The following is a 12,545-nucleotide window of genomic DNA, read 5'->3' on the forward strand; positions in this document are numbered from 1 at the left end:
CTCGCCCCTAGACTGGCGTCCACGCAGCCGCATGAGTGCGATTCGAGACCATACGAAGTGTCGGGTCGAATGTACTGCTCAACGACAATAACAAGGACGCCCCAGACCATGACCTCGCCGTTCTCCATCCCGCCCCACGCTCGCCGGATCGACCCTGCAAGACAACGCGCCGCCGCGCTCAAGGCCGATGGCTCGGCCGATGACAACGACCGCGTCGAAATCGGCCCGACGCCCCTGGCTTTCGGTGAATGGCAGCGCCTGGGGTTGCAGCCGCCGCACCTGCCGACCCTGCGCGAGTACCGGCTCAAGCGTATTCAGGACCAGCTGGCCGCCCGTGACCTGGGCGGCATCCTGCTGTTCGACCCTCTGAATATCCGCTACGCCACCGACACCACCAACATGCAGTTGTGGACGACTCACAATCCGGCGCGGGCGTGCTTCGTGGCGGCCAGCGGGCATGTGGTGCTGTGGGACTTCCATGGTTGCGATCACCTCTCGGCGCACCTGCCGCTGGTGAGCGAGCTGCGCAGCGGAGCGTCTTTTTTCTATTTCGAGACGGGCGACCGCACCCAAGAGCATGCCGAGCGCTTCAGCGCCCAGGTGGACGATCTGCTGCGCACCCATGCGGGCAGCAACCGGAGGCTTGCGGTGGACCGTATCGAAGTGGCCGGCCTGCGCGCGCTCGATGCGCTGGGCGTGGAGATTCACAGCGGCCAGGAGGTGACCGAGTTCGCCCGGATGATCAAGGGCCCTGATGAAATCCTTGCCATGCGCTGCGCGGTGGCGTCTTGCGAGGCCGCGGTTGGCGAGATGCATGCGGCCCTGCGGGCGGGTGCGACCGAGAACGACGTGTGGTCGGTGTTGCATGCGGGCAATATCCGCCGGGGCGGCGAGTGGATCGAGACACGGATTCTCAGTTCAGGGCCGCGGACCAACCCCTGGTTCCAGGAGTCGGGGCCACGGGTGTTGAGCGACGGCGACCTGCTCTCCTTCGACACCGACCTTATCGGCGTGTATGGCATGTGCGTCGACATGTCCCGTAGCTGGATCTGCGGCGGCCTTGAGCCCACGGCCGAGCAAAAGCGCCTGTACCGCATCGCGCACGAGCACGTCACCACCAACGTCGAGCTGGTCCGGCCAGGGATACGATTCACCGAGCTGACCCAGCGTGCCCACCGGCTACCGGAGAGCTGCCGGGCGCAGCGGTATGGCGTGCTGTTCCACGGCGTCGGGTTGTGCGACGAGTATCCCAGCATCCGCTATCCCGAGGACCTGGAGTCGTATGGTTATGAGGGCGAGTTGCAGCCTGGGATGGCGTTGTGTGTCGAGGCCTATGTCGGCGAGGTAGGTGGGCGTGACGGGATCAAGCTGGAGAACCAGTTGCTGGTGACCGAAGATGGTTACGAGCTGCTGACCCGCTATCCCTTCGACGAAAGCTTCCTGCTTGACTGAACAGTGTAGGCGAACCACGGCGGGTCCTGATGATCTGTATCTTTTCAGCAACCCGTTGATCGGCACCGAGCATGAACAAGTACGCCCCCCGCGACTGGCTTCCCCACGAGAAACCGGCGATACCCGGCTCGCCGTCCACGCCCTTGCACGCCACGCCAAAACGCTTGGCGTTCGGCATCGTCGGCCTGCTGGTGGCGATCACCGGGGGCCTGGGCAACGCCTTGGTCATCGCCAACCTGCAGTTCCTGCAAGGTGCGCTGGGCGCGACTTCGGCGGAGATGGCCTGGCTGCCGGCCGCCTATGTGATGACCAATGTCTCGATGAACCTGCTGCTGGTGAAGTTTCGCCAGGAATTCGGCCTGCGCGCGTTCACCGAAATATTCCTGGTGCTGTACGTCGTGGTGACCTGCGCGCACCTGTTCGTCAATGACCTGAATTCGGCGGTGGCCGTGCGCGCCGCCCACGGCATGGTAGGTGCCGCACTGAGCTCGCTGGGGCTCTACTACATGATCCAGGCATTCCCGGCCAAGTGGCGGCTCAAGGCCATGGTGCTGGGGCTGGGCGCGTCGCAACTGGCGCTGCCGCTGGCACGGATCTTCTCCGAAGACCTGTTGCAGATCGCCGAATGGCGCGGCCTGTACCTGTTCGAGCTGGGGCTTGCGCTGGCAGCGCTGGGCTGCGTGCTGCTGCTCAAGCTGCCGCCGGGCGACCGCTTCAAGACCTTCGAGCCGCTGGACTTCCTGACCTTCGCAATCCTCGCCAGCGGCGTCGCCCTGTTGTGCGCCGTGCTGTCGCTGGGGCGCATCGACTGGTGGCTGGAAGCGTCGTGGATCGGCGTGGCGCTGGCCGCCTCCATCGCGTTGATCATGGCGGGGCTGGCGATCGAGCACAACCGCCGCAACCCGCTGCTGATGACCCGCTGGCTGGGGAGCGGGATCGCTATCCGCCTGGCGCTGTGCGTGATCCTGATCCGCATGGTCACCTCCGAGCAGTCCACCGGCGCCGTGGGTTTCCTGCAAGCCTTGAACCTGGGCAGCGAGCAGATGCGCAGCTTGTACCTGGTGATGCTGATCGGCGCAGTGGCGGGGCTTGCGGTCAGCGCGCTGACCATCAACCCGGAGCACCTGATACTGCCGCTGTTCATCTCCCTGGCGCTGATGGCCACCGGCTCGTTCATGGACAACACCTCCAGCAACCTGACCCGGCCTGCGCAGATGTACCTGAGCCAGTTCCTGCTGGCCTTTGGCGGCACCTTCTTCCTGGGCCCGACCATGGTGCTCGGGATTGGCCATGTACGCACCAATCCGCGCAACCTGGTGAGCTTTTCAGTGTTGTTCGGTATCTGCAACAACCTGGGTGGCCTGGTCGGCGCGGCACTGCTGGGCACCTACCAGACCGTGCGCGAGAAATTCCACTCCAGCCATATCGTCGAGCAACTGACCTTGCTCGACCCGCGGGTGCTGGGGCGCGTGCAGAGCGGCGCCGCGGCGTATTCGGGAACCATTGCCGACCCGTCGCTGCGCTTCGATGCCGGCGTCCGCGTGCTGGCAAACGCCGCGACGCGAGAAGCGAACATACTGGCCTACAACGATGTCTTCACCTTGATCGGCTGCATCGCCGTACTGACCATGGTCTGGATTGCCATTCGTGGCTCCTGGCTCTGGTACAACGCCCGCACGACCGCCTCCCCCGACCCTGACCGTGGCGCCTGAGCCCAATGACCGAACCGACTACCACGACCACCCATGCCATCGCTGAAACACCCGAGGGGGTCGAACCGCCCTCCTCGCCCGCCGCTGAACCGCGGTCGCTGCGCAAGCGCGTCCTGTCATCGCTGGTGTTCGCCGGCATCGCCCTGACCGGCGTGCTGGTGGTGCTCTATGCCTGGCAGCTGCCACCGTTCGGCAGCGCCATCGAATCTACCGAGAACGCGCTGGTGCGCGGCCAGGTGACCATCATTGGCCCGCAACTGAGCGGGTATGTCTTCGAAGTGCCGGTGCAGGATTTCCAGTTCGTCAAGGCGGGCGACTTGCTGGTGCGCCTGGACGACCGCATCTACAAGCAGCGGCTGCAGCAGTCGCTGGCCCAGCTCCAACAGCAGAAGGCCGCGCTGGCCAACAACCTGCAGCAGCGGCGCAGTGCCGAGGCGACCATCGCCCAGCGCCAGGCGGCGATCGCCGATAACGCGGCCCAGGTGCAGAAAAGCGAGGCCGATCTGCGCCGCAACCAGGAGCTGGTCCGGGACGGCTCGGTGTCGCGCAGTGAGTTCGACGTCACCCGTGCCGCCCATGCAACGGCCGTCGCCGCCAAGGCCCAGGCACAAGCTGCGCTGGAGATCGCCCGCGAAGACCTGCAGACCGTCATCGTCAACCGTGATTCGCTGGCAGCGGCCGTCGAGAACGCCAGGGCCACGGTGGAGCTGGCGCGGATCGACCTGGCCAACACCCGCGTCACCGCGCCGCGCGACGGCCAGCTCGGGCAGATCGGCGTGCGCCTGGGCGCCTTCGTCAACTCAGGGGCACAGCTGATGGCGCTGGTCCCGGACACCCTGTGGGTAATCGCCAACATGAAGGAAACCCAGATGAACGCCGTGCGCGTCGGCCAGCCGGTGACCTTCAGCGTCGATGCGCTGGATCACCTCAAGCTGCGCGGCCATGTGCAGCGTATCTCACCGGCCACCGGCTCGGAGTTCGCCCTGCTGCAGGCAGACAATGCCACCGGCAACTTCGTCAAGATCGCCCAGCGGATTCCGGTGCGCATCACCGTGGACGCCGACCAGCCAGAAGCGCGGAGGCTGCGTCCGGGTATGTCAGTGGTCGTGAGTATCGATACGGGATACGAGGTCGAGGGGGACCGGATGGGGCGTGAAACAGAAAGGGGCGAATAGCGCCGCTGTCCATTTTCAGGATTTTGCACGCAGCCGAATCTTGCCCAGACCACTGGTCAGGCCGGTACACTGCCCGACCCACTCGACTGTTAAAGGAGGCTCACAATGGCAAACCAGGACATCACCTACATTCCCGATCCGGATCCGGAGTCCATTTCGTCGGACGTCACCGGTTTCGGTGGCCTGCTGGTTTCCACCCAGATCCCCACCCGCGCCGATGGCAGCCTGGAGCTGGGCGATATCGCCGAGCAGTCGGAATGCACTCTTCAGGCGCTGAAGGTGGCGCTGGAAAAGGCCGGCAGTTCGATGGACCGGGTGTTGCACCTGACCATCTACCTGACCGACATGGCAGACCGGGCAGCCTTCAACGAGGTGTACCAGCGCTTCTTCAGCAGCCCCTGGCCGGTGCGCGCGGCGGTCGGCGTGGCCGCACTGGCGGTCGACGGCATGCGTGTCGAAGTGACGGCGATGGCGGCCAAGGGCTGATTCGACAGCTGCCTGGTCCTGGATCTGCAGTGCCCGTGCTTGCCAGCGAAGAGGCCCGCACGGGCACAACAAACCTATGAGCCTGCTACTCCTTGGGCTCTTGCGGCGGCTCAGGTGCCAGGTCCGCGTCCGTGTCTACATGCTCCTGCTTGATCGGATCGATGTTCTTCGGCTGGCCTGGCTCCACGGTCTTGTCGATCCCTGGCGGTGGTGTCAGCTGCAGGATCTGGCTGGTGTAGGTCCACTCCTGCATCACTTTCTTCGGATCATCATTGAGATGGGTGCCGTAGCTGGGCACGATCTCGCGCAACTTGCCCTGCCAGGCCGGCGTGGCAACCTTGTCCTTGAACACCTTGTTCAGCACTTCCAGCATGATTGGCGCGGCAGTTGAGGCCCCTGGCGAAGCACCCAGCAGGCCGGCGATGGTGCCGTCCTGGGAGGTCACGACCTCGGTGCCGAGCTTGAGCACACCGCCCTTGTCCTTGTCGCGCTTGATGATCTGCACTCGCTGCCCGGCCTGCCACAGGCGCCAGTCTTCCTTCTTGGCATGCGGGAAGTACTGCTGCAGCGCCTCGAAGCGGTCGTCGTCCGACTGCAGCACTTGCCCGACGAGGTACTGCACCAGGTCGAACTGGTCGAACCCGACCTTGGTCATCGGCCACAGGTTATGCGCCGTCATGCTGGCGAACAGGTCAAGGTACGAGCCTTGCTTGAGGAACTTGGACGAGAAGGTGGCGAACGGCCCAAACAGGATTACCCGCTTGCCATCGAGCACACGGGTATCCAGGTGCGGCACCGACATGGGCGGCGCACCCGTCGAGGCGATACCGTAGGCCTTGGCCATGTGCTGATGGGCAATGGTCGGGTTCTCGGTGACCAGGAACGAGCCACCCACCGGGAAGCCCGCGTATTCCTTGGCTTCGGGAATGCCAGACTTCTGCAGCAGCTTCAGCGCCGCGCCCCCGGCGCCGATGAACAGGAACTTGGCGTCGGTGGCAGACTGGGTGCCGTCCTTGAGGTTCTTGTACTCCACATGCCAGGAGCCATCTTCGTTGCGGGTGATGTCCTGGACCTCACTCGACAAGTGCAGCGAGAAGTTGGGCTGGGCTTTCAGGTGTCCGACGAACTGCCGGGTGATCTCGCCAAAGTTCACGTCCGTGCCGATGGGCGTCCAGGTGGCGGCGATCTTCTGGTTGGGATCGCGCCCTTCCATCATCAGCGGCACCCACTTGCGGATCTGCTCCTGATCCTCCGAATACTGCATGGGGCGGAACAGCGGGCTGGCCTGCAGCGCCTCGTAGCGCTTTTTCAGGAAGCGAATGTTGTCGTCACCCCACACAAAGCTCATGTGCGGTGTCGAGTTGATGAACGAGCGCGGGTTCTTCAGCACGCCGGTCTTGACCTGCCAGGCGAGGAACTGCCGGGTGATCTGGAACGACTCGTTGATCTCGACGGCCTTGGTGATGTTGATCTTGCCGTTTTCCTCGGGCGTGTAGTTGAGCTCCGCCAGCGCCGAGTGACCGGTACCGGCGTTGTTCCAGCCGTTGGAGCTTTCCTCGGCCACGCCATCGAGGCGCTCCACCATCTGCATCGACCAGCTCGGTTCCAGCTCGTTGAGCCATACTGCGAGGGTCGAGCTCATGATGCCGCCGCCCACGAGCATCACATCGACCTTTTTCGTCTCGGCGGCGTAGGCGCTGCCTACACCCAGCGAGACGGCAAGGCCAAGCACCGCCAATTTCATCTTCATATGCTTGTCTTCCGTGTGTAACCGTTGGTTTTTCAAGGACTCGACCCTAGGGCAAGACCTTGTCGAGCGTGACCGGAAACTCTCTGACTCGCCTGCCGGTTGCGTGGTACACCGCGTTGGCGACCGCAGCGGCCACCCCGACAATCCCGATCTCGCCTACCCCTTTGGAGCCTAGCTCGTTTACGATTTCGTCCTCTTCCTTGACGAACAGCACCTGGATATCACCAACGTCGGCGTTCACCGGGATGTGATATTCGGCCAGGCTGTGGTTCATGATCCGCCCAAGCGTGTGGTCAGTCTGGGTCTCCTCATGCAGTGCCATCCCCAGGCCCCAGACGACACCCCCGAGGATCTGGCTGCGCGCGGTCTTGGGGTTGATCACCCGACCGGCTGCCACGGCACTGACCACACGGTTGACGCGCACCGTGCCCAACTCCTCATCGACCAGCACTTCGACGAACACCGCCGAGTGGGTGGCCGTGGCGTAGCCTTCGCGCTGGGCACCGGGCTCGGTATCGATCTGCACCTCGAGCGCTCCATCATCCGACGCATCCAGAAACTCGGCCACCGGATAGCGACGTGCGTCGACCTCCAGCGATCCGCCCTCGAAGACGAAGGTCTCCTGCTCGGCATTGGCAAGCTCCGGGAAGCGCTCCCGTGCCGCCTGCACCAGCTTGGCCCGCAGTACCAGGCAGGCCTGGCGTACCGCCGAACCTACCGACGACACGGTGAACGAGCCGCCTTGCAACGGCGCGGTGGGCAGCGAGGAGTCGCCAAGCAGGAACGTTACGTCCTGCACCGCGACGCCCGCCGCGTCGGCGGCAATCTGAGTCATTACGGTGTAGGTGCCGGTGCCGATGTCCGTGGTGGCACTGCTGACGGTCAGCTTGCCCTGGCTATCGAAGCGCGCCTTGGCACTGGCCTTCATCTGCATCGCTTCCCAGACGCCACCCGCCATGCCCCAGCCCACAAGCCTGTGGCCCTGGCGCATGCTGCGCGGCACCGGATCGCGCTGCTCCCAGCCGAAGGCAGCGGAGCCTTCGTCATAGCATGCTTGCAACTCCTTGCTGGAATAAGGTTTGCCTTCGTTGCCGTTGCTGTCGGCGAAATTGATCCGGCGCAACTGCACCGGGTCGATACCGCTGGCAACGGCCAGCTCGTCCATCGCGCACTCAAGGCCGATCAGGCCCAGGGCCGCGCCAGGCGCGCGCATGTCCAGCGGGGTGTAGACGTCCAGCGGCGTGAGCCGGTAGTCCAGCGCAACGTTGTCGCACTGGTAGAGCATGCCGCTCCACTCCACCACGTGTTCGGTGAAGTCCTCGAAGCGCGACGTCTGCCCGGTCGCTTCATGGGACACCGCCAGCAGGCGCCCCTCTGCATCGGCGCCCAGGCGCAAGCGCTGCAGGGTGCGCGGACGATAGCCGAAGGTGAACATCTGCTGCCGGGTCAGCGTCACGCGCACCGAACGCTTGAGCTTGAGCGCGGCCATCACCGCCAAGGGCAACTGATACTGCGGGCGCAGGCCCGAGCCGAACGCACCGCCGACAAATGATGCCAGCACGCGGATCTTCTCCTTGGGCAGGTCGAAGACTTTGTGCAGGTAGTCCTGGCAGTTTTGCGTGCCTTGGGTCTTGTCGTGGATCTCAAGGCTTCCGTCGGGCTGGTAGATCACCGTGGAGGCATGGGGCTCCATGGGATTGTGGTGTTCGGACGGTGTGCTGTAGCTGGCCTCGATGCGCACCGGAGCGGCGGCGAACTGGCCCTGGAAGTCGCCGCGCGGCTTGGGCAGTTCGGCAGGTGCTGCATGGCTGTTGTCGAGCTGGGCGAGCAGGTCGGTCTGGTGGCTGTCCTGGGCGTACTCGATCTTGATCAGGGAGCCTGCATAACGCGCCAATTCAAGATTTTCGGCGACTACCAGTGCCAGCGGCTGGCCGCTGTAGAGCACGCGGTCATTGTAGAGCGGTCGAAATGGCGAGCCTTCGGCAGCGTCCTGGTCGCTGTAGCTGTCGTCATAGCTGGCCAGGTGGGGGCGGTTGCGGTGGGTGAGCACCAGCTGGACGCCGGGCACCTGCAGCGCCGCCTCGCAGTCGATGTTCAACACCTGGCCGCTGGCGATGGTGCTGGAGACCACGCTGCCGTACAGCAGGCCCTCCTGCGGGTATTCCGCGGCATAGCGCGCCTGGCCGGTGACCTTGGCGACGCCGTCGACTCGGTCCATGGGCTGGCCGCTGGCGGGTTGGGATCGGTTCATCAGGCATTCTCTCCGGCGGCGGCTTCGGTCAGGGCGCGGACGATGGCATTGCGTGCGAGCTGGACCTTGAAGGCGTTGTGGGCCAAGGGTTGCGCGCTGCCCAGCAGCGCATCGGCGGCGTGCTCGAAGGTTTCGCGGCTGGCAGGCTTGCCCTTGAGCTGCGCTTCGATGGCCAGGTCTCGCCAGGGCTTGTGCGCGACCCCGCCCAGTGCCAGGCGCGCTTCGGTGATGGTCTCGCCGTCAAGTTCCAGTGCAGCGGCCACCGAGACCAGGGCGAACGCATACGAGGCGCGGTCACGGACCTTCAGGTAGCGGCTGTGCCCGTCAAAGCGCGGGCTGGGCAGCTCGACCGCGGTGACCAGCTCATCATCGGCGAGCTGGTTGTCACGCTGCGGGGTATCGCCCGGCAAGCGGTGGAAGTCGGCAAAGGCGATCTGCCGTGCGCCCGCCTTGCCCTGAACGTGGACCACCGCCTCCAGGGCCGCCAGCGCCACGCACATGTCGGATGGGTGCACGGCCACGCAGGCCTCGCTGGCGCCGAGAATCGCGTGGATTCGGTTCAGGCCCTCGCGCGCCGGGCAGCCGGTGCCAGGCTCGCGCTTGTTGCAGGGGGTGGCAGCGTCATAGAAGTAGTAGCAGCGTGTGCGCTGCAGCAGGTTGCCTCCGGTGCTGGCCATGTTGCGCAGCTGCGGCGAGGCGCCGGCAAGAATGGCCTCGGACAGCAGTGGGTAGCGCTTTTCGATCAGCGGGTGCCAGGCAAGGTCGGCGTTGCTCACCAATGCGCCGATCATCAGGCCGCCACTGGCGGTTTCCTTCACCTCGCGCAGGGGCAGCCCGTTGATGTCGATCAGCCGCTCGGGACGGGCAACGTTCTCCTTCATCAGGTCGACCAGGTTGGTACCGCCTGCGATAAAGCGCGTGGCGGGCCCGGCGAGCTTGACCGCTTCATTGACATCGGAAGGCTTGCTGTAGGCAAAGGGCGTCATGATGGCTGACCTCCCCGGTGAATCAGCTCTTCCTGCATCTGCGGCAGGGCCTCTTCGACGGCGGCGATGATATTGCTGTAGGCACCGCAGCGGCACAGGTTGCCGCTCATCAGCTCCTGGATCTGCTCGCGGGTCTGCGCTCGTCCTTCGCGGGCCAGTCCGACCGCCGAGCAGATCTGGCCGGGCGTGCAATAGCCACACTGGAAGGCGTCCTGGGTAATGAAGGCGCGTTGCATGGGGTGCAACTGGTCGCCGTCGGCCAAGCCTTCGATGGTGGTCAGTTCGTCGCCATCGCACATGATGGCCAGGGTCAGGCAGGCGTTCACGCGCACGCCGTTGCGCAGCACGGTGCAGGCCCCGCACTGGCCGTGGTCGCAGCCTTTCTTGCTGCCGACCAGGTCGAGCTGGTCACGCAGCAGGTCGAGCAGCGTGAGCCACGGTTGCACCTGCAGCTGTCGGGGCTGGCCGTTAAGGGTCAGGCTGATCGCCTGTGCCTCCCGGGCCGTTGTCATCTCGCTCATAAAGACCTCACGGTTCGTGCTTTTTTTGCGCAGCAGGCTGCGTTATCAAGGTACGACCGGGGTCTGGCGGCAAGCGTTCAGCACAATTGAGCCAGCGGCCACGGGCCACCTGGCAGTGCGCGGGTGCTGCGCGGGCAATTCGCGGCTACAATGCGCGCCTTACCGTGACAAGCCAGACCAGAAAAACATGTCCTTGCCCAAACATCAGTTGGAACTGCTCAGCCCTGCACGCGATGTCAGCATCGCCCGCGAGGCCATCCTGCACGGCGCCGACGCCGTCTACATCGGCGGCCCGAGCTTCGGCGCGCGGCACAATGCCTGCAACGAGGTGGGCGAGATCGCCCAGTTGGTGGAGTTCGCCCGGCGCTATCACGCCCGCGTCTTCACCACCATCAACACGATCCTCCATGACAATGAGCTGGAGCCGGCGCGCAAGCTGATCCACCAGCTGTACGACGCGGGTGTCGATGCGCTGATCGTCCAGGACCTGGGCGTGATGGAACTCGACATCCCGCCGATCGAGCTGCACGCCAGCACGCAGACGGATATCCGCACACTGGCCCGGGCAAAATTCCTCGACCAGGCCGGGTTCTCGCAACTGGTGCTCGCTCGGGAGCTGAATCTCCAGGAGATTCGCGCGATCGCTGATGAGACCGACGCGGCGATCGAGTTCTTCATCCACGGGGCGTTGTGCGTGGCGTTTTCCGGGCAGTGCAACATCTCCCACGCGCAGAATGGCCGCAGCGCCAACCGCGGCGACTGCTCCCAGGCCTGCCGCCTGCCCTACACCCTCAAGGATGACCAGGGCCGCGTGGTGGCCTTCGAGAAGCACCTGCTGTCTATGAAGGACAACAACCAGAGCGCCAACCTGCGCGCGTTGGTCGATGCCGGTGTGCGCTCGTTCAAGATCGAAGGCCGCTACAAGGACGTGGGCTATGTGAAGAACATCACCGCCTACTACCGCCAGCGCCTGGACGAGATTCTCGAAGGCCGCCCGGAACTTGCCCGCGCCTCCAGCGGGCGTACCGCGCACTTCTTCGTCCCCGACCCGGACAAGACCTTCCACCGGGGCAGCACCGACTACTTCGTCACCGACCGCAAGATCGACATCGGCGCTTTCGACACGCCGACCTTCACCGGCCTGCCGGTCGGCGTGGTCGAGAAGACCGGCAAGCGCGACCTCATGGTGGTGACCCACGCGCCACTGTCCAACGGCGATGGCCTGAATGTGCAGATCAAGCGTGAGGTGGTAGGTTTCCGCGCCAACATCGCCGAGCTCAAGGGCGAGTTCGAGGAAGACGGTGCCAAGCGCTACCGCTACCGGGTCGAACCCAACGAGATGCCCGAGGGCATGCACCGCCTGCGTCCAAGCCATCCGCTGAGCCGCAACCTGGACCATGATTGGCAACAGGCCCTGCAGCGCACCTCGGCCGAGCGCCGGGTGGGCCTGGCCTGGGTCGCGCGGTTGCGTGAAGAGCAACTGGAACTCACCGCCACCAGTGAGGAAGGCATCCGTGCCAGCGTCACGCTTGACGGCCCGTTTGGTGTCGCCAACAAGCCGGAACAGGCGCTGGAGCAGCTGCACGACTTGCTTGGCCAGCTGGGCACCACCCAGTATCACGCCAGCGGCATCGAGCTGGATGCGCCCCAGGCATTCTTCATCCCCAACTCGCAACTCAAGGCCTTGCGCCGGGAAGTCATCGAAGCGCTCACCGTCGCACGCATCGCGGCTCACCCTCGCGGCAGCCGCAAGGCCGAGACGGTGCCGGCTCCGGTGTACCCCGAGTCGCACCTGTCCTTCCTGGCCAACGTCTATAACGAGAAGGCCCGGGAGTTCTACCATCGTCACGGCGTGAAGCTGATCGACGCGGCCTATGAGGCCCATGAAGAAACCGGCGAAGTGCCGGTGATGATCACCAAGCACTGCCTGCGTTTCTCCTTCAACCTGTGCCCCAAGCAGGCCAAGGGCGTCACCGGCGTGCGCACCAAGGTCGCGCCGATGCAACTGATCCAGGGTGACGAAGTGCTGACCCTGAAGTTCGACTGCAAGCCGTGCGAGATGCACGTCATCGGCAAGATGAAGGGCCACATCCTCGACCTGCCATTGCCTGGCAGCGGCGTGCAGCAGCAGGTGGTCGGGCACATCAGCCCTGAAGACCTGCTCAAGACGATTCCTCGCGCGCCACACTGATTGACGGGTGAGCGCGGCGCC

The 12,545-nt window shown here is 64.8% G+C and carries 9 protein-coding genes; 5 read left to right on the forward strand and 4 right to left on the reverse strand.

Annotated elements, in window-relative coordinates; genetic code table 11:
- Positions 1-108: 108 nt before the first annotated feature.
- The 4 genes from dddP to AC0ZZU_RS06840 all read left to right on the forward strand — a co-directional run bounded on the left by dddP (position 109) and on the right by AC0ZZU_RS06840 (position 4,825).
- Complete coding sequence (gene dddP, locus AC0ZZU_RS06825) at positions 109-1,452, forward strand: dimethylsulfonioproprionate lyase DddP (protein WP_476339757.1); 1,344 nt, start codon at positions 109-111, stop codon at positions 1,450-1,452.
- 71 nt (positions 1,453-1,523) lie between these two features.
- Positions 1,524-3,164 (forward strand): MFS transporter, encoded by a 1,641-nt coding sequence (locus AC0ZZU_RS06830; RefSeq protein ID WP_476339758.1) that lies wholly within the window; start codon positions 1,524-1,526, stop codon positions 3,162-3,164.
- A 5-nt stretch (positions 3,165-3,169) separates the two neighbouring features.
- Positions 3,170-4,339, forward strand: coding sequence for an HlyD family secretion protein (locus AC0ZZU_RS06835; protein WP_476339759.1), 1,170 nt, complete (start codon positions 3,170-3,172; stop codon positions 4,337-4,339).
- 105 nt (positions 4,340-4,444) lie between these two features.
- Positions 4,445-4,825 carry a RidA family protein gene (locus AC0ZZU_RS06840; protein WP_476339760.1) on the forward strand — a complete coding sequence of 127 codons (381 nt, stop codon included), beginning with the start codon at positions 4,445-4,447 and terminating at the stop codon, positions 4,823-4,825.
- An 85-nt stretch (positions 4,826-4,910) separates the two neighbouring features.
- Here the strand turns inward: AC0ZZU_RS06840 and mqo are convergent, their stop codons facing one another.
- Genes mqo through AC0ZZU_RS06860 form a run of 4 tightly spaced genes read right to left on the reverse strand, consistent with a single transcriptional unit; the run spans position 4,911 to position 10,324 of the window.
- The gene (gene mqo / locus AC0ZZU_RS06845) at positions 4,911-6,575 is read right to left on the reverse strand and encodes a malate dehydrogenase (quinone) (protein ID WP_476339761.1); all 1,665 of its coding nucleotides are present in this window, start codon (positions 6,573-6,575) and stop codon (positions 4,911-4,913) included.
- 46 nt (positions 6,576-6,621) lie between these two features.
- Positions 6,622-8,826 carry a xanthine dehydrogenase family protein molybdopterin-binding subunit gene (locus AC0ZZU_RS06850; protein WP_476339762.1) on the reverse strand — a complete coding sequence of 735 codons (2,205 nt, stop codon included), beginning with the start codon at positions 8,824-8,826 and terminating at the stop codon, positions 6,622-6,624.
- Positions 8,826-9,812, reverse strand: coding sequence for an FAD binding domain-containing protein (locus tag AC0ZZU_RS06855; RefSeq protein WP_476339763.1), 987 nt, complete (start codon positions 9,810-9,812; stop codon positions 8,826-8,828). The genes AC0ZZU_RS06850 and AC0ZZU_RS06855 overlap by 1 nt, the downstream gene beginning before the upstream one ends.
- On the reverse strand, positions 9,809-10,324 hold the full coding sequence (locus AC0ZZU_RS06860; protein WP_476339800.1) for a (2Fe-2S)-binding protein: 516 nt from the start codon (positions 10,322-10,324) through the stop codon (positions 9,809-9,811). Before AC0ZZU_RS06860 ends, AC0ZZU_RS06855 begins: the two co-directional genes overlap by 4 nt.
- A 196-nt stretch (positions 10,325-10,520) precedes the next feature.
- On the opposite strand from AC0ZZU_RS06860, the gene AC0ZZU_RS06865 reads away from it, so the two are divergent.
- Positions 10,521-12,524 (forward strand): peptidase U32 family protein, encoded by a 2,004-nt coding sequence (locus tag AC0ZZU_RS06865; protein WP_476339764.1) that lies wholly within the window; start codon positions 10,521-10,523, stop codon positions 12,522-12,524.
- The last annotated feature ends 21 nt before the right edge of the window (positions 12,525-12,545 follow it).

The sequence above is a fragment of the Pseudomonas sp. JE3303 genome (genome assembly GCF_056312565.1).

Excerpts from the sequence above, each read along its gene's own strand:
- AC0ZZU_RS06830 (WP_476339758.1), top strand. The coding sequence starts at position 1,524 with ATGAACAAGTACGCCCCCCGCGACTGGCTTCCCCACGAGAAACCGGCG.
- mqo (WP_476339761.1), bottom strand. The coding sequence starts at position 6,575 with ATGAAGATGAAATTGGCGGTGCTTGGCCTTGCCGTCTCGCTGGGTGTA.
- AC0ZZU_RS06860 (WP_476339800.1), bottom strand. The coding sequence starts at position 10,324 with ATGACAACGGCCCGGGAGGCACAGGCGATCAGCCTGACCCTTAACGGC.
- AC0ZZU_RS06835 (WP_476339759.1), top strand. The coding sequence starts at position 3,170 with ATGACCGAACCGACTACCACGACCACCCATGCCATCGCTGAAACACCC.
- AC0ZZU_RS06840 (WP_476339760.1), top strand. The coding sequence starts at position 4,445 with ATGGCAAACCAGGACATCACCTACATTCCCGATCCGGATCCGGAGTCC.
- AC0ZZU_RS06850 (WP_476339762.1), bottom strand. The coding sequence starts at position 8,826 with ATGAACCGATCCCAACCCGCCAGCGGCCAGCCCATGGACCGAGTCGAC.
- dddP (WP_476339757.1), top strand. The coding sequence starts at position 109 with ATGACCTCGCCGTTCTCCATCCCGCCCCACGCTCGCCGGATCGACCCT.
- AC0ZZU_RS06855 (WP_476339763.1), bottom strand. The coding sequence starts at position 9,812 with ATGACGCCCTTTGCCTACAGCAAGCCTTCCGATGTCAATGAAGCGGTC.
- AC0ZZU_RS06865 (WP_476339764.1), top strand. The coding sequence starts at position 10,521 with ATGTCCTTGCCCAAACATCAGTTGGAACTGCTCAGCCCTGCACGCGAT.